The following is a 16576-nucleotide window of genomic DNA, read 5'->3' as shown; positions in this document are numbered from 1 at the left end:
CTGCCATCCACGACCCTCATGCCACCTCGGCGCGCTGTTGCGGCGCAAGATGCCGCCGCGTGAAGGGTTTGTTACGTTCTGGATGACCAGCGGTATCACTGCGGCACATGCGCGACAGACGTTCCGGGGAGGCCGGACGTCCATGACTCATCTACATCACGGTCGCATGGCGGCGAACCCTGGGAGGGGGCTTACACACGATGGAACGACTCACTGCCCGTAAAAAGACTCCGGTTACCTTGCTTGCGGTCTCGATCGCGTTCGCGCTGCAGAGTGCCGCTGGCATCGCCGCAGCACAGCAGACGCCCGAAGCGGCCGCCTCACTCAACGCGGTGGATCTGGACAAGGTCGAGGTCAAGGCGACCTACCGCGAAAGCCTGCAGCAGTCGCTGGATGAAAAGCGCTACAGCGTTGAACAGGTCGATGCGATTTACGCCGAAGACATCGGCAAATTCCCGGATCTGAATCTGGCCGAGTCGATGCAGCGCATCGCCGGCGTCTCGATCGATCGTGAGGGTGGCGAAGGCCAGCAGATCTCCGTGCGCGGCTTGGGCTCGGATTTCACCCGCGTGCGCATCAACGGTCTGGAAGCGCTGTCCACCGCCGGCAGCGGCACCACCGGCGTCAACCGCAGCCGCGGCTTCGACTTCAATACCTTCGCCTCGGAGCTGTTCAGCCGGGTCAAGATCAACAAGACCCAGTCGGCGCAGACCGACGAGGGCTCGCTCGGCGCCACGGTCGATCTGCGCGGCTCGCGCCCGTTCGATTTCGAGGGCTTCCAGGCCTCGCTCGGTGGCCAGTACGGCTACAACGAGCTGTCAAAGAACAAGGATCCGCGCATCTCCGGCCTGATCAGCAACACCTGGGCCGATGGCCGGGTGGGTGCGTTGATGTCGGTGGCCTACAGCAAGCGCACCATCTTCGAGGAAGGCTACAACCCGGTCCGCTGGGAGCACGGCAACTACCGCAACTCCAACCAGAGCACCGCGGCCAACAATGGCACCTACGGCTTCTGCAGCCCGGCCGGCTACAACCCGCAGACGCCGCGCAATCCGCTGGCCAACGAGACCGCCGCCGGTGTCGGCAGCGCCGCCAACCAGGCGCGCAGCAATGGCTGGGGCAGCTACGGCATCGATGCCACCCACTGTGGCCCCGGCCTGGACCGCCCCGCTGCGACGGCCGAGAACATCGCCGCCTACGAGACCGCGACCAACGCCTGGATCCCGCGTTACCCGCGCTACATCCGCACCGAACACGAGATCGAGCGCCTGGGCGTCACCGGCGCGCTGCAGTTCAAGGTCAGCGACGATACGCAGCTGAACCTGGACATGCTGTATTCCAAGCTCGACAAGAACGTGCGCGAAGATTCCATCGGCGCCAACCTGCACCGCACCGCGCAGTACGGCGGCAAGACCCAGATCGTGGTCCGCGAAGCGCAGGCCGATGAACAGAACCGCCTGACCTACGGCGTGTTCGACAACGTGGATTTCCGCACCGAATCCACCGCGATCGAAGAGAGCACCGAGTTCAAGCAGTTCAGCCTGAACCTGGAACACCGCTTCAACGACGCGGTGCGCCTGGATGCGGTGATCGGCCACTCCGAATCCAACTACGAGCGGCCCGTCTTCTCGATGGTCAGCTTCGACAACAGCAACCTGGATGGCTTCGTGCTGGACATGCGCAACGGCAAGGTGCCGGCGATGTCCTTCCCGTTCGATCTCAACGCCGTGGACAACTGGAAGTGGCTGGGCTACGGCAGCACGCCGGTCAATGCCAACGGCACGGCGCGCGGCGGCAACATCAGCGAAGTGCGTTTGAACCCGCAGTACGTCGACAACGCCTTCGATACGGCCAAGGTCGACCTCACGTTCAACATCAACCCCACCTTCACCCTGCGCGGCGGTCTGGCCTACAAGGACTACGACATGAGCACGCAGGAGTTCCGCAACATCAGCTACGGGCGCCTGTCGCAGGCGCTGCCGGCCGGTGTGGGTGTGGGTGACCTGAGCAACACGCTGAGCGGCTTCGGCAAGGGCATGGACGGCAACCTGCCCAACGCGTGGCTGGTGCCGGACTTCAACCAGATCGCCAAGCTGCTGGACATCTACTGCAACTGCAACACCGGCACGCTCGGCGGTGATTACCGCCTGGCCAGCGTCGGTCACTTCGGGGCGTCCAACAACAACTTCGACGTCAACGAGAAGAGCTACGGCAGCTACCTGCAGCTGGACTTCAACACCGACCTGCTGGGCCGCGCGTTCCGCGGCAACCTGGGCGTGCGCTACGTGCAGACCCGCATCACCGCCGATGGCTATGCGCCGTGCACGGCCACCAACGCGAACGATCTGTCCTCGGCGTGCGAGCCGTTCTTCGGGGTGGCCAGCGCCACCGCCGATCCGGGCGAGCGCCTGCAGGTCGGCACCCGGGTCGGCCACAAGTACGACGACTGGCTGCCCTCGTTGAACCTGGCCTGGGACCTGAGCGACACCTTCGTGCTGCGCTTCGGCGCGGCCAAGACCATGGCCCGCCCGACCCTGTCCAACCTGTCGCCGAGCGTCAGCGGTGGTCCCACCGCCTACTTCGATGACGACCGCAGCTACTCGATCAACCTGGGCAACCCCAAGCTCGATCCGTTCCGCTCGACCAACTACGACCTGAGCGCGGAGTGGTACTTCGACGAAGGCGCGCTGCTGTCGGCCGCGGTGTTCTACAAGGACATCGAGAGCTACGTGCAGCGCACCCGCCTGCTCACCACGTGGGCGGACATGGGCTACTCGCTGGACCTGCTGCCGACCGGCTTCAGCCCGGACACGGTGTTCAACGTGCAGAGCTACTTCAACACCCCGGGCGGCCCGCTCAAGGGCTATGAGGTGTCCTACCAGCAGCCCTTCAGCTTCCTGCCCGGCGTCTGGAAGAACTTCGGCGTGCAGCTGAACTACACGCACGTCGAGTCCAAGATCAAGTACATGTTCAGCTCCGGAACCGGCAGCACGATCGTCACCACGTACACCGAGAACGACCTGCTGAACCTCTCGCCGAACTCGTACAACGCCACGCTGTACTACGACGACGGCCGCTTCAGCGCCCGCGTCTCCACCAGCTACCGCGACGCGTACATCAGCACCATCCTGTCGCAGGAGAACGTGTGGGACCTGGACGGCAACCAGTTCGCCACGGCCGATGTGCAGGGCAAGTACAGCGTGGAGAACGTGGATTTCAACATGTCCTACAAGGTCAACAAGAATCTCTCGCTGACCTTCGAGGCGATCAACCTGCTCGACACCGCCGATGAGCGCTATGTCGATTCGGCGTTGTCGCTGCCGGACCGCTACACCCACACCGGCCGCCAGTACTACCTCGGCCTGCGCTACAAGTTCTGACCGTGCTGCGCCTTCCGCCACCGCTATCGCGCCCGTCCCCGTCCTTCTCTCCGGGATGGCGGGCGCGGTGCCGGGGCGGGAGGCCACCATGAGCGGCTGACCCCCGCTGCTGGTTCCGCTGTACTGTTTCTGCTGTCGAAAGGAAGGTCTCATGCATCGCGTTGTCGCCCCCTCGATCCGCCCCTCCCGCCTGTCCGCCAGCGTGCTGGCGCTGCTGCTTGCGGGCAGTGGCACCGCCTGGGCGCAGACCGCGCCGCAGCTGCTGTTCCACGTGTCGGCCGACCAGAGTCTGCAGGCCGATACCGCCGCGGGTGATCCGGTCCCGAATTTCCAGGACAAGGTGAAGCGGGTGCCCAACGGCGCGCACGGCAGCGCGATCGAATGGGCCGATGACGGCGTGTTGTCGTGGAACGCACCGGGCAACATCCAGGCCCAGCGCGGCACACTCGGCTTCTTCTGGCGCTCACGGTATGCGGTGGGTGAAGCGCCGTTCGTGATCTTCCGGGTCGGCTATGCCGACCACAGCAGCTGGGACATGGCCTGGCTGCGCATCGACTGGAATGGCCACGGCTTCGATGCCTTCGTCACCGATACCAACCTGGCGCGCACGCGCGTGTCGTTCAAGCTCGACCAGAACCCCTCGCCCCAACAGTGGCAGCACATCGCCTTCGGCTGGGATGAGAACCACGGCGTGCGGCTGTACGTGGATGGCAAGGAGGTCGCCCGCCAGGAGACCACCGCCGACTACGACGCCGCACTGGATCAGCTTGGCCTGGCCGGACGCGTGATGGCGCCCTACCAGGTGCAGAGCCGCTACAACTTCCTGCGTGGCAGCGATTTCGACGAGATCCGCGTCTATGACCGCCTGCTCGACCCGGCCGGCATGGCCGCGCTGGCCCGCAATGCCGCGCCCCGCACGGCGGTGGCCGAGCCGGACCCGATGCGCGCCTGGCGCCATCGCCATGGCTGGGACGCTGCGCCGCCGCCGGCGCTGACCGCGCCGACCACCACGATCCGCAAGATCGAGTTCGCCGATACCAAGGACCACAAGCAGTGGATGTGGAAGGCGACCGACGGCATCGCCGAGACCACCTGGCCGGGCGTGTACAACCGCTCGCGGCTGGCCGGGCGCGATGATTACTTCCAGCTGCCCGATTGGAACACCTACGTTGACGGTGGCCAGCAGCTCGACCTGACCCTGCCGGCCGGCGAGACCGTCAACCGCATCGAAGTGCGCGGCGCCGCCTTCGGCGGGCTCAGCCACAGTGGGGACGGCCAGCCCGCGCAGACGCTGTTCGAGCGTCCGCAGGGTGTGGTGCGCAGCGTCGACACGATTCCCGCGCAGGACGGTGGCGTGCTGCATTTCCGCAACACGGCGCAGGAAACCCCGATCCAGGAGATCTGGGCCTACCAGGTGAGCGATGCCGCCGAGCCGGAGGGCACGGTCAAGCAGCGCTACCTGATCGACAGCCAGGCCCTGCCGGACTACACCAACATCGCCGCGCTGCGCGAGTACATCGACGGCCGCTACCCGGCGGCCGAACGCAGCACGGTGATGGCGCTGCCCAAGGGCGCCGGCTCACGCAAGCGCACGGCCGACACACTGCCCGCGCAGCCGTTGCCGATCGTGCACGTACTGATTCCCTCCGGCGTGAGCGACGCACCGGCCGCGCAGCCGCTGATCCGCAGCTGGGCGCACAGCTGGGAGAACATGTATGACGGCCTGGACGGCATCGCGATCGATCTGCCCAAGCTGGACCTGCCGGCGACCCATGACGGCCTGATCCCGCTGAACATCCGCATCAAGGACCCGCTGTGGCCGGCGCGCGACATGATCGACGTGTCGGTCTCGGTCAAGCCGGGCCAGAAGCGCACGCTGTGGCTGGACCTGCGCGATCGCATCCTGACCGCCGACAGCCTGTGGATCTCCGTCGCGTCGGCCGCACCGGGGTTCAACGCCACCTCGCTGGACGGTGCGGAAATCCGCATGGTCTACAAGGACCGCGACGAGGCGAAGAAAGAACACATCGCCGACCGCTTCAACCAGGTGCGCGACAACTGGGGCTTCCTGGTCGAAGAACACACCACTTCCAAGCGCCAGCGCCTGTACGCGCGCGTGTACGCCGATCTCAGCGACCTGCTGCGGGTGGACCCGGACCACGAGCTCGGCCGCCTGTACTGGAACTACATCAGCTACAACAGCCAGGGCAAACCGCCGTTCACCCAGCCCGAGGCGCCCAAGGGCGTACCGCTGTGGGCGTTCCGGCAGACCGAAGACCTCACCTACGTGCGCCGCTTCATCGAGTGGTGGATCGACAACCGCCAGATCGCCTACGGTGATTTCGGCGGCGGCATTTCCGACGATTCCGATCTGACCCAGCAGTGGCCGGGCCTGGCCTTGATGGGCGTGCAGCCGGACAAGCTCAATGCCTCGCTGACCGCGCTGTCCGATGCGGTGTACCGCAATGGCATGTTCAGCAACGGCTTGAGCACCATCGAAACCGATGAGCTGCACGCCTACGAGGAAGGCATCAACACCAACAGCGCGATGCTCTACCTCAACTGGGGCGATCCGCTCACCGTCGAGCGCCTGATGGAAACGGTGAAGGCCTTCGACGAGCGCATCATCCTGCCCAACCCGCAGGGCCATCTGCTGTTCTCCAGCAACTGGTTCGGCGGCAACAAGGTCTACCGCGAACCGAACTGGCAATGGCAGAAGCCGTATTCCTTCCCGGTCCTGCACCCGGCGTTCCTGATCGGCCAGTACAACGCCGATCCGACCGGCCGCAAGCTGGTTACCGGGCTGGCCGATGGCTACCTCGCCCACGCCTACACCGACGACAAGGGCCGCTGGGCACTGCCGAACGAGATCAACTGGGCAACTGGCAAGACCCGCGGCGGTGAGCTCAACAATGGCTCGGGCAGCGGCGACATCATGCACACCTTCTGGGCGGCATGGCGCTGGACCGGCGATGAAAAATACCTCAAGGCACTGGACTACCGCGTCGAGCGCGGTGGCCCGGGCGCCTTGTCCAACCTGGGCGAGAACTATGTCGAGGCCCTCGGCCGCGGCGCCGAGTGGAACCCGCGCTTCATCAGCGATGCCGACAGCGGCAGCACCGGCTTCGCCAGCCTGATGGCGTGGCAGGCCACCGGCGACAAGAAGTACCTGGAGGCGCTGCATGCCGATGGCATCCAGGCCAAGGCGCAGCGCGAATACATGAACACCGAAGGCCACTGGTGGTCCGACCGTGTCGAAGCGCCAAGCGAATTCCTGCAGCGTGCACGCCTGGGCGGCATCGCGCTCAAGCGCAACCAGAGCTGGCCGGGCCACACCGTGAGCTGGCGCTTCGCCCAGCCGCAGGCCGCCGAGCAGGTCGCGCTGCTGGTACATGCACCCTCGCCGGACCGCTTCAAGGTGATCGCCTACAACCTGGGCAAGCACGCAGTGGATGCGGAGATGAGCACCTGGAACGTCACCGCCGGGCAATGGCGGATGACCAGCGGCGTGGACCGCAACGGCGATGACACCATCGACGGCAAGGCCACCACGCGTGAGCTCACCCTGGAGCGCAGTGCCTCGACCACGCTGCGGTTCGTACCGGGCCAGAGCCAGGTGTTCGAGTTCGAGCTGGTGCAGGCCGGCACGCCGGTCGAACAGCGCGCCGACCTCGGCATCGGGCGGGGCGATGTGCGCGTGGACGGGCGTCAGGTGCAGGTGACCGTGCACAGCCTGGGCCATGTCGCGACCGGTGTGGGCGTGGCCGTGCTGGAAGATGCCAAGGGCCGTGAGCTGGCCCGCGTCGAGATTCCGAGCCTGGCCGCGCCGAGCGACCTGCTGCCGAAGACCACGATCGTCAGTCTGCCGTTGCCGGCCGGGGATCGCGGTGGCCTGCGCGTGCGTGTCATGCAGGCCGATGGTGCGGCGGAAGTGACCCAGCGCAACAACGTGGTGGCGCTCGACCCGTAGCGCCATGCCATGCAGGGCTGCTTCGGCGCCGGCACCCCGCCGGCGCTAGGCCGCGTCGGTTTCCATCACCTGCACGCGGCGTTGGTACCAGCCGTCGGCCTCGGGCTCGAAGATGGCGCTGCGGGTCATCTCGCCCTGGTAGACGTGCACCGAGATCGCCAGCTCATCGTCGCTGGTGTTGCGGATGGTGTGGTACTCGTGCGGCGGGATCAGGCTGCCGGCACTGCCGCAGTCGCCCAGCACGGGTGGCTCCGGGCGGAAACGGAAGCGCTCGCCGTCGCGCTCCAGCAGCTGGTACTGGGTGATCTCCAGCTGGCCCAGCCAGACCCCCTCCACGCACCACAGCCCGCTGTGGTCGTGCAGCGGCGTGCCCTGCCCCGGCCCCCAGCTCATCGCGACGATGCTGTAGCCGTGCACCGGGCTGCGGTACAGCTCGCGGCGGGCGTAGTGATCCTCGATCGGGTGGTGCACGCAGGCCGGCAGCTGGATGCGGCTGTCGGCGATCGCCTCGCGCAACGCCGCGCGCAGCGTGGCGGCGATCTGGTGCGCGTGCTCGTGCTGGACGGCATGGTCGACGGCGGCGATCAATCGATCACGGCCATGGAACGGAGGAAACGGGTTGCATTGCTCTTGCATGCCCCGAGTCTAGGCGATCCCGGTGAACAGCGTGTTTGACCTGAATCACATCCAATCGACCCACGATCCCCGACGTAGCGATCCATTCGAGAGTGTTCGAAGGGTCTGCCTATCGATCAGGGAATCAGCAGCGGTCGCAACGACGGGACTTGCCGGGCCAGTTCCTCGGTGACCAGCGTGGCGAACAACGCTGCGCCGTCGGGGCCCAGATGGGTGTAATCGAAGGCGACCTTGGCCTGCCCCATGGGCTCGGTGACGGCGTTGTTCTGCGCAGCCGGTGCGCCGGCCATGGGGGCGGCGCCCACGGTGGTCCCGCCCAGCGCCGCGCTGACCTGGGCGGGCGTGGCGGCCGCCTGCGCCAGCGGCATCGAAGCCACCGGCCCCAGCGCCTGCACCACCGCGCGGCTGCGCGCGTGCAGATCGACCAGCGGGACCTTCATCTCGCGCGCCACGGTCCGTACCGCCTCGGCCCACGGCGCCAGGTCATCGATCAGGACGCCATCGGCGAACTGGCGGCGGGTCAACGGGGTCAGCAGCACCGGCTGCGCACCGGCGGCCCGGATCTCATGCACATAGCGGCGCAGGTTGTCGGGGAACTCGCGCTGCAGATCGGTGGAACGGCCCGGCTTGCCGGGCTGGTCGTTGTGGCCGAACTGGACCAGCACCCACGTGCGCGCATAGCCGGGTGTGCGCATCTCGGCCTCGGCCAGTGCCCACGAGCCTTCGGCGCGGTAGTTGTAGGTACTGCGGCCGCCACGGGCCAGGTTGGTGCAGGTCAGGAACGAGGTCACGTGCCGGGCGCAGAACGCAGGGCCCCAGCCGCCCTGCACGGCCGTGGTGGAATCACCGACCAGCACGATCTTGCTGGCCCGGATCGGGGTCGGTGCCGGGCGATCCAGCACCGCCGGATCCACGGCGGCCTGCGCCGCGCTCATCAGGCCGAACAGCGCGCTGCCCAGCAGCCAGGACGTACACCGCATCAGAACGTACCTCGTTGAATGAAGGGGGCCTGCTGATACAGGCGACGCTCGCCACCGCGGGGGTCGTCAGCCTGCTGCGAGGGGGTATCGAACAGCATCGTTTCGCGGCGGGCGAGCGAATAGGTCTGCCAGCGCGGCAGTCCGCCATGATTCGGATCGCCATGGCGGGCGAAGGCGATCAAGGCCTCGCTCATCGTGGCCGCCACGCGGGTCGCCGCTTCGCTGTCACCGGTGCGCGAGCCGGGCCGATCGGTGGTATCGAACACCAGCGGGATATCCAGCGTGTGGAACGCGCCGAACTTGCCGCCGTCCAGCGGCGAGCCCCAATCGAGTTGATAGGCCCAGGTGGGTGCGCCCTGGCGCGCACGCGCCTCCAGTTCCTCCACCGCACCGCGCCACGAACGACCGGCGGTGGTGGCCGCGAAGAACACCTCCGATGGCGTGTAGTGCGGATACAGGCGGCGGTACTCGGCGATCACCACCGAGGGCAGCAGGTCTACGTACTGCTCTTTTTCCAGCTTGGCCGGCAGCGTCTCCCAGGTCAGCGCGAAGTTGGCCGGGTCGTTGCCGAGGAAGGCGCGGGTCTCATCGTGGGTGTTGCCGATCACCATCGGAATCCCGACGGACTGCGCGGGCGCCTCCGGCCAGAACGGATGCACCGGCAACGAACGCCCGTCGAGCACCGGCCCGACATACAGGCTGCTGTTCTCCACGCGCGAAGGGTCGCGCGCACGGGTGGCGGCCAGCAGTGCTTCCATCGGCATCGTGCGCAGCGCCTCGGCATCGGCCGCCCCGACCGCGTGCATCGCGATCTGCGCGCGCTGGGTGGCCGCCCGTGGGCCGGCGGCGGTCACCTGCTGCCCGCTCATGGTCCACGCCCGCTGGAACAGGCCACGCGCGGCGGGCATGGCCATCAGCGTGGCGATCTTCGCGCCGCCGCCGGATTGCCCCACCACGGTGATGTTGCCCGCATCGCCACCGAACTCGTGTGCATGCTGGCGAACCCACTGCAGCGCCTGGACCAGATCGAGCTGGCCGACGTTGCCGGAATCGGCGAAACGCGCATCGCCCAGCTGCGCCAGGTACAGATAGCCGAACACATTGAGGCGATGGTTGACCGTGACCACCACCACGTCACCGCGCCGGCACAAGGCACTGCCGTCGTACAGCGGGTCGCTGCCCGAGCCGTTGTTGTAGGCACCGCCATGGATGTAGAACACGATCGGGCGCTTGCCGCCATCGCGCAGTGCCGGGGTCCACACATTGAGGTAGAGGCAGTCTTCGCTGCCCGGCCCTTCGCTGCCGCCCTGCGGTGCGGCATTGCCGTACGCCAGTGCATCACGCACGCCGCGCCAGGTCGATTCCTGCACGGCCGGCTGGAAGCGCCGGGGCGCGGTATCGGCGCCGTAGGGAAGGCCGCGGAACACGTGGATGCCCTGCTCCAGCTGCCCGCGCACGCGTCCACCGCGCACGCGCGCCAGCGGCGCGGCATCGTGGCGCGGGCCGGGCACGCCGGCGAAGGCGGGCAGCAGCGGCAGGCTGGTCGCCCCCAGCATCAGCGCATAGCGCGCGCTGTCGCGCAGGAAACGGCGCCGCTGCAGATCGGCGGGAGAATCAGTCATGGCGCGCAGGCTCCGTGTGGCGCGAGGGTATCCAGCGCAGGGCCAGCGTGGGCCACTGCGCGACGGTCAAACCGGCCGGGATGCGCACGCCGAAGCCGTGGCCGCCGAACGGGAACAGGTGCATTTCAGCGGTGACGCCGGCGCGGAGCAGCGCCTGGTAATACACCAGGCTGTTGTGCACCGAGACCACGTTGTCGTCCTGCGCATGCACCAGGAAGGTCGGCGGCGTATCGACGCGGACCTGATCCTGCATGGAAAACTGCTGCTGCAGCGCCGCATCCGGATGCGGCCCGAGCAGACGGGTACGCGAGCCGGTATGCGCATGCGTGCCCATGTCGATCACCGGGTAGATCAGCAGCGCGACATCCGGCCGCGCGCTGAGCGCATCGATCGCATCGCGATGCGGGTAGGCCGGTGCATCGAAGCCGTTGCTCAACCGCGCGGCGACGTGCCCGCCGGCCGAAAAGCCCATCACCCCGACGCGCTGCGGATCAATCTGCCATCGCGCGGCATCGGCGCGGATCACCCGCATCGCACGCTGGGCATCGGCCAGTGCGGCCTGGCGATCACTGCGGCCGGCGGGCAGCCGGTAGCGCAGTACGAACAGGGTGACGCCACCGTGCTCCACGAAGGCCGGCACCAGGGCGGTGCCTTCCTTGTCGAGCACGATGCGTTGGTAGCCACCGCCGGGTACTACCAACAGGGCGCTGCCATTCGGACGCGTCGGCCGGTACACCACCAGGTAGGGTGCGCTCACGTTGTCCATGTAGCGGTCCGGCAGTGCCGGGTCGGTGCTGCGCTCGATCACCTCGGGCACGGTGGCCTGGCCGGCTTCGCCGGGCACCTGGCCGTCCGGCCACAGCGCAATGCGATCGGGGGCACCGGTGCCCGGTTCGGTCTCCGGCACGGCGCGCTCGGCGGCGTAGGTCGTGCCGCTGGTCAGCAGCACGAGGGTCAACAGCGGCATCAACACGGCGCGGGGTATCCGCATAGGTCCTTCCGGGCAGAGGGGAACGGGCATCGTGCCCGACCGGCAGCACTTCTGATGCGCTGCACATTGCCAATGACACCGGTTTACCATATACAGCACATCCAGCCACTGTCGATTGGCAGTGCAACAATTTTTCCGGGAGACCCGCTTGAGCAACGAACACGGCAAACAGGACCTGCAAGACCAGGGTTTGGGCGAGATCGCCCGCCACTTCGTCAGCGCCCGCCAACATGGCCAATCCCTGCCGGATTTCCCGGGAAACATCCCCGAGGACCTGGTCACCGCCTATCAGGTCCAGGACCAGGCCATCGCGTTGTGGGATGACCAGGTGGTGGGTTGGAAGGTCGGCTATATCGCTGCCGAACGCCGCGACGGCTCGGGCGACGACCGCCTGCTGGGCCCGATCTTCTCCCGTCAGCTCTGGAATGCTACCGGTGGAACACTGGAGATTCCGGTGTTCGTCGGCGGTTTCGGCGCAGTCGAGGCGGAGTACGTGATCCAGCTGCAGGAAGACGCACCGGCGCACAAGCTGCACTGGACCCCGGAAGAAGCCGAGGCGCTGGCCGCCAAGCTCTTCATCGGCGTGGAAGTGGCCAGCAGCCCGCTGGCGACGATCAACAAGCTCGGCCCGCGTGTGGTCGTGTCCGATTTCGGCAACAACAATGGTCTGGTGCTCGGCCCGGAGATTCCCGACTGGACCACTCTGGATGACGCGGACCTGCGTGCGGAAACCCGCATCGAGGGTGTGGTGGTCGGTACCGGCGGCGCGACCCTGCTGCCCGGCGGCCTGCGCACCGCCTACGCGTTCGCACTGGGCCGTTCGGCGCAGCGTGGGCGGCCGTTGAAGGCCGGCGATCTGATCGCCAGTGGCAACGCCACCGGCATTCACGATATTGCCGTGGGCCAGGAAGCATTGATCCGTTTCGTCGGTTACGGCGACATTACCTGCAAAGCCATCGCCGCCGGGTAAGCCCGCGGACATGGCGAACACGCTTGGGAGGGCGCAGATGTTCACTCGTAGAAATTTCCTGGCCACCAGTCTGGGCGCGCTTGCCGCGCCCGCGCTGACAGCCTGTTCGCGGTCATCCAACGCCGCACCGGCAGGCGCGCAGCTGTTGACCGCTACTGATGTCCACGTCGCCGACTACCCCACCGTGACCGCGGTGAAGTGGATCGGGCAGACCCTGGAAGAGAAGACCGGCGGCCGGCTGCGCCTGCGCCAGTACCACTCCGGCCAGCTCGGCCGTGAGTCCGAAGCGATCGACATGGCCCGCTTCGGCGCCATCGACATCACCCGCGTCTACTCCGGCGCGCTGAACAATGCGTTCCCGCTGACCCAGGGCCTGTGCCTGCCGTACGTGTTCGAGTCGGTGGCGCACATGCGCCGCGCCCTCGATGGCGGCGTCGCCGATACGGTCCTGCAGGGCTTTGAAACCCGTGATCTGGTCGGTCTGGCGATCTACGATTCCGGCGCGCGCTGCTTCTACAACACCAAGCACCCGATCGTGGAGCCCAAGGACCTGCACGGCCTCAAGCTGCGCGTGGCCTCCTCGGACATCTTCATCCAGCTGATGCGCCTGCTCGGTGCCAACCCGACCCCGATGTCGCTGGGTGACACCTTCTCGGGCATGGAAACGCACATGATCGACGGTGCGGAAAACAACATGCGCAGCTTCCATTCCAGCCGTCATTTCGAGGCCGCGCACTACTGGTCGCAGAGCGATCACTCCTACGCACCGGACGTGCTGCTGATGTCGCGCCAGAGCTTCGATGCGTTGAGCCCGGCCGACCGCACCCTGGTGATCGAGACCGCCCGCGAATCGGTGCAGGTGATGCGCGAGCAGTGGGATGCCTCGGAAAACACGGCCCGCCAGGCCGTGGCCGATTTCGGCATCAAATTCAACGAGGTCGACATGCCGGCCTTCCGCAAGGCCGCCGATCCGCTGCTGCAGCGTTACCTGCAGCAGCCGGAGCTGGCCGCCCTCACCCGTCGCATCCGCGACTTCGCCTGAGGCCCCGACGCGATGTCCGACTCGACTTCCGAAACCGTCATCACCCCCACCGCGCCACAGCGCCTGCTCAACGTCATCGCCGATGTGGCGATCTACATTGCCGTCATCGCCCTGCTCGGCCTGGTGGTGGTGCAGGGCTGGCAGGTGTTCGCCCGCTATGTGATCAATGATTCGCCCAGCTGGACCGAGCCGGTCACGCTGCTGCTGCTGGCCACGGCGATGAGCCTGGGTGCGGCCACCGGTGTGCATACCCGCCGCCACTTCGGCTTCTTCCTGCTGGCCGCGCACATGGGCCCGGGCCTGCGCCGCGCCGTCGATGTGTTCGCCGCGCTGGTGGTGGCCGTGCTGGGCGTGGTCATCGCCTGGTGGGCGGCCGTGCTGCTGATGGACGGCCTGGATATCAAGGCCGCCGGCGCCAACCTGCCGCAGAGCATCAACTACCTGCCCCTGTCGATCGGTGGCGCCTTGATGGCGATCTTCGCCGTGAACCAGATGGCGCTGGCTGTACGGCCGGCCGATGCCGTTGCCGAGGGAGATCGCTGAGTCATGGGTATTACCATTCTTTTCACCGTGTTCGCGGTGCTGTTGCTGCTCGGTGTGCCGGTTGCGTTCGCGCTGGCCGCCGCCGCCCTGGCCACCCTGTGGTACCTGGATCTGCCGACGCTGGTGCTGGTCCAGCAGATTTCCGCCGGTACCGGCTCGGCTTCACTGATCGCCATTCCTTTGTTCATCTTCGCCGGCGAAATCATGATGCGCGGCGGCATTTCCGAGCGTCTGATCTCGCTGGCCTCGTCGCTGGTCGGTCGCATGCGCGGTGGCTTGGGCCAGGTCTCGATCCTGTCCTCGCTGTTCTTCGGTGGTGTGTCCGGTTCGGCCATCGCCGACGTCTCGGCGGTCGGTGGCACGATGATCCCGCAGATGGTCAAGCGCGGTTACGACCGTGACTTCGCGGTCAACGTCAGCATCACCGCCGCGCTGGTCGCGCTGCTGGTGCCGCCGTCGCACAACCTGATCCTGTTCTCGGCCGCCGCCGGTGGTGGGCTGTCGATCGCCGATCTGTTCGCGGCCGGTATCGTGCCGGCGCTGCTGATGACCGTCGTCCTGATGATCACCGGTTATCTCGTGGCACGCCGCCGCGGTTACGGCGTGGAGATCTTCCCGGGCTGGCGTGCGGTGCTGCTGCGCCTGGTCTCGGCGCTGCCTGGCCTGGGCCTGGTCGCGCTGATCTTCATCGGTATCCGTGCCGGCATCTTCACCGCGGTGGAGAGCGCGGCGATCGCCGTGGTCTACGCGCTGCTGGTGACCACCGTGCTGTACCGCCAGCTCGACTGGCGTGAGTTCCTCGGCACGGTCACCCATGCCGCGCGCAGCACCGGCGTGATCCTGTTCGTGATCGCCACGGCGGCCGTGTTCGGCTGGCTGCTGGCGTACCTCGAAGTGCCGTCGGCCGCGGTCAACTTCCTGCAGTCGTTCGCGCACAGTCAGTTCATGGTGCTGTTGATGATCGTGATCATGCTGTTGCTGCTGGGCACCTTCATGGATCTGGCGCCGATGATCCTGATCTGCACGCCGATCTTCCTGCCGGTAGCCAAGGCCTACGGCATCGATCCGATCCACTTCGGCCTGGTGTTGGTGCTGACCGGTGGCCTGGGCCTGGTGACGCCGCCGGTGGGCTCGGTGCTGTTCATCGGTACCGCGATCGGCAAGATCAGCGTCGGTGAGAGCATGCGCTCGATCTGGCCGTTCTGGTTCGCCGCGCTGGGCGTGCTGTTGATCGTCACCTTCTTCCCGGAAATGTCGCTGTGGCTGCCCGCCCTGCTGCGCGCGTAAGCGTGCGGCGGTTGGCGGCCCTGCTGTGGATCGCCCTGCCCTGCGCCGTCATGGCGCAGGGCCAGGACATCCCGCTGCGCGGCTTCCAGGATGGCATCAACCATTGGCAGAGCGGGCACGGCACGGACTACCCGCGCTATGCCCCCGATCAGTACCGGCAGATCGCCGACACCCTGGTCGCACTGCAACGCCATGGCGGCGGCTGGGCGGTCAACCAGGATCCGCAGCGGATTCTCGACGATGCCGCCAAGGCACAGGTGCTGGCCGACCAGGCCACCCCCGGCGGCAGCTTCGACAACCGCAACATCTACACCCAGGTCAGCTACCTCGCCGAGGCCTTCGCGCGCAGCGGCGATGCCCGCTACCGCGACGCGGCCGTGCGTGGCCTGGACTTCATCCTCGCCGAGCAGATCCCCCGCTGTGGCGGCTGGCCGCACTCGGTGCCCTCGCGTACCTCGTACCACGGCCACATCACGTTCGCAGACGACGTCACCAGTGGCGTGCTGACCACGCTGCGGCGCATCCAGCGCGAGCCGGCGTTCGGGTTCGTCACTGCCGATCAGCGTGCCCGCGTGGACGCCGCCGTCACTGCCGGCGACGCCTGTCTGCTGCGCCTGCAGGTGCGCCAGGACGGCGTGCCGACGATCTGGGCCGGTCAGTACGACCGCACCACCCTGCTGCCCGCACAGGGAAGGAAATTTGAACTGCCGGCGCTGGTCACCGACGAGAGTGTCGGCGTGGTCCGCTACCTGATGTCGATCCCGGATCCTGCGCCGGAGGTGGTCGCCTCGGTCAACGCCGCGATGGCGTGGTTCCAGGCCCACGCGTTGACCGGGTGGCGGCTGGAGACCTTCGAGACGACGCCGGAACAGTTCGCGTTCCACCGCACCACGGTCGACCGCCGCCTGGTCGCTGATGCAGGCGCGCCGCTGCTGTGGGGCCGCTTCCACGACCTGCGCGACAGTTCGGTGCTGCTGGCCAACCGCGAGGGTGAACGCGTGGCCACGTTCAACGACATCCCGCGCGAGCGCCGCACCGGCTATCACTGGTACGGCACCTGGCCGCAGGCCCTGATCACCACCGAGTACCCGCGCTGGCAACAGCGTCTTGCCGGGCCCGGGGCGCGCTGAGCGCGGCCGGCCCACGATACGTTCT

The 16576-nt window shown here is 67.2% G+C and carries 11 protein-coding genes; 7 read left to right on the top strand and 4 right to left on the bottom strand.

Annotated features, from left to right (window positions below):
- Window positions 1-200: 200 nt before the first annotated feature.
- Together ABE463_RS10615 and ABE463_RS10610 are read left to right on the top strand one after the other, a co-directional pair.
- The gene (locus tag ABE463_RS10615; protein ID WP_346468137.1) at window positions 201-3380 is read left to right on the top strand and encodes a TonB-dependent receptor; all 3180 of its coding nucleotides are present in this window, start codon (window positions 201-203) and stop codon (window positions 3378-3380) included.
- A gap of 151 nt (window positions 3381-3531) precedes the next feature.
- Window positions 3532-7350, top strand: a complete 3819-nt coding sequence (locus ABE463_RS10610) for a LamG-like jellyroll fold domain-containing protein (protein WP_346468136.1) — start codon at window positions 3532-3534, stop codon at window positions 7348-7350.
- 45 nt (window positions 7351-7395) lie between these two features.
- Here the strand turns inward: ABE463_RS10610 and ABE463_RS10605 are convergent, their stop codons facing one another.
- The 4 genes from ABE463_RS10605 to ABE463_RS10590 all read right to left on the bottom strand — a co-directional run bounded on the left by ABE463_RS10605 (window position 7396) and on the right by ABE463_RS10590 (window position 11579).
- Complete coding sequence (locus ABE463_RS10605) at window positions 7396-7986, bottom strand: cysteine dioxygenase family protein (protein ID WP_259260703.1); 591 nt, start codon at window positions 7984-7986, stop codon at window positions 7396-7398.
- A gap of 116 nt (window positions 7987-8102) precedes the next feature.
- Window positions 8103-8921 carry a rhamnogalacturonan acetylesterase gene (locus tag ABE463_RS10600; protein ID WP_346468191.1) on the bottom strand — a complete coding sequence of 273 codons (819 nt, stop codon included), beginning with the start codon at window positions 8919-8921 and terminating at the stop codon, window positions 8103-8105.
- A 44-nt stretch (window positions 8922-8965) separates the two neighbouring features.
- Entirely contained in the window at window positions 8966-10588 is a 1623-nt protein-coding gene (locus ABE463_RS10595) for a carboxylesterase/lipase family protein (protein ID WP_346468135.1), read from the bottom strand.
- Window positions 10581-11579, bottom strand: a complete 999-nt coding sequence (locus tag ABE463_RS10590) for an alpha/beta hydrolase (RefSeq protein ID WP_346468134.1) — start codon at window positions 11577-11579, stop codon at window positions 10581-10583. The genes ABE463_RS10595 and ABE463_RS10590 overlap by 8 nt, the downstream gene beginning before the upstream one ends.
- Before the next feature lie 148 nt (window positions 11580-11727).
- Between ABE463_RS10590 and ABE463_RS10585 the strand changes: the two genes are divergently transcribed.
- From ABE463_RS10585 to pelA, 5 genes are read left to right on the top strand one after another with little or no spacing between them, the layout of a single operon-like run.
- Complete coding sequence (locus tag ABE463_RS10585; RefSeq protein ID WP_346468133.1) at window positions 11728-12549, top strand: 2-keto-4-pentenoate hydratase; 822 nt, start codon at window positions 11728-11730, stop codon at window positions 12547-12549.
- A 37-nt stretch (window positions 12550-12586) separates the two neighbouring features.
- Window positions 12587-13591 (top strand): TRAP transporter substrate-binding protein, encoded by a 1005-nt coding sequence (locus ABE463_RS10580; protein WP_123730974.1) that lies wholly within the window; start codon window positions 12587-12589, stop codon window positions 13589-13591.
- Between the two features lie 12 nt (window positions 13592-13603).
- Entirely contained in the window at window positions 13604-14134 is a 531-nt protein-coding gene (locus ABE463_RS10575; protein WP_019184090.1) for a TRAP transporter small permease, read from the top strand.
- Between the two features lie 3 nt (window positions 14135-14137).
- Entirely contained in the window at window positions 14138-15421 is a 1284-nt protein-coding gene (locus tag ABE463_RS10570; protein WP_123730975.1) for a TRAP transporter large permease, read from the top strand.
- Window positions 15394-16551 (top strand): pectate lyase, encoded by a 1158-nt coding sequence (pelA, locus tag ABE463_RS10565; protein ID WP_346468132.1) that lies wholly within the window; start codon window positions 15394-15396, stop codon window positions 16549-16551. Before ABE463_RS10570 ends, pelA begins: the two co-directional genes overlap by 28 nt.
- Window positions 16552-16576: the final 25 nt, after the last annotated feature.

It is taken from the genome of Stenotrophomonas sp. TWI819 (genome assembly GCF_039673075.1).
Taxonomy (GTDB): Bacteria; Pseudomonadota; Gammaproteobacteria; order Xanthomonadales; family Xanthomonadaceae; genus Stenotrophomonas; species Stenotrophomonas rhizophila_B.
The sequence above is the reverse complement of the archived record's forward strand: the minus strand, read 5'-3'. Positions and strand labels throughout refer to the sequence as shown.

Excerpts from the sequence above, each read along its gene's own strand:
- ABE463_RS10615 (WP_346468137.1), top strand. The coding sequence starts at position 201 with ATGGAACGACTCACTGCCCGTAAAAAGACTCCGGTTACCTTGCTTGCG.
- ABE463_RS10610 (WP_346468136.1), top strand. The coding sequence starts at position 3,532 with ATGCATCGCGTTGTCGCCCCCTCGATCCGCCCCTCCCGCCTGTCCGCC.
- ABE463_RS10605 (WP_259260703.1), bottom strand. The coding sequence starts at position 7,986 with ATGCAAGAGCAATGCAACCCGTTTCCTCCGTTCCATGGCCGTGATCGA.
- ABE463_RS10600 (WP_346468191.1), bottom strand. The coding sequence starts at position 8,921 with ATGAGCGCGGCGCAGGCCGCCGTGGATCCGGCGGTGCTGGATCGCCCG.
- ABE463_RS10595 (WP_346468135.1), bottom strand. The coding sequence starts at position 10,588 with ATGACTGATTCTCCCGCCGATCTGCAGCGGCGCCGTTTCCTGCGCGAC.
- ABE463_RS10590 (WP_346468134.1), bottom strand. The coding sequence starts at position 11,579 with ATGCGGATACCCCGCGCCGTGTTGATGCCGCTGTTGACCCTCGTGCTG.
- ABE463_RS10580 (WP_123730974.1), top strand. The coding sequence starts at position 12,587 with ATGTTCACTCGTAGAAATTTCCTGGCCACCAGTCTGGGCGCGCTTGCC.
- ABE463_RS10575 (WP_019184090.1), top strand. The coding sequence starts at position 13,604 with ATGTCCGACTCGACTTCCGAAACCGTCATCACCCCCACCGCGCCACAG.
- ABE463_RS10570 (WP_123730975.1), top strand. The coding sequence starts at position 14,138 with ATGGGTATTACCATTCTTTTCACCGTGTTCGCGGTGCTGTTGCTGCTC.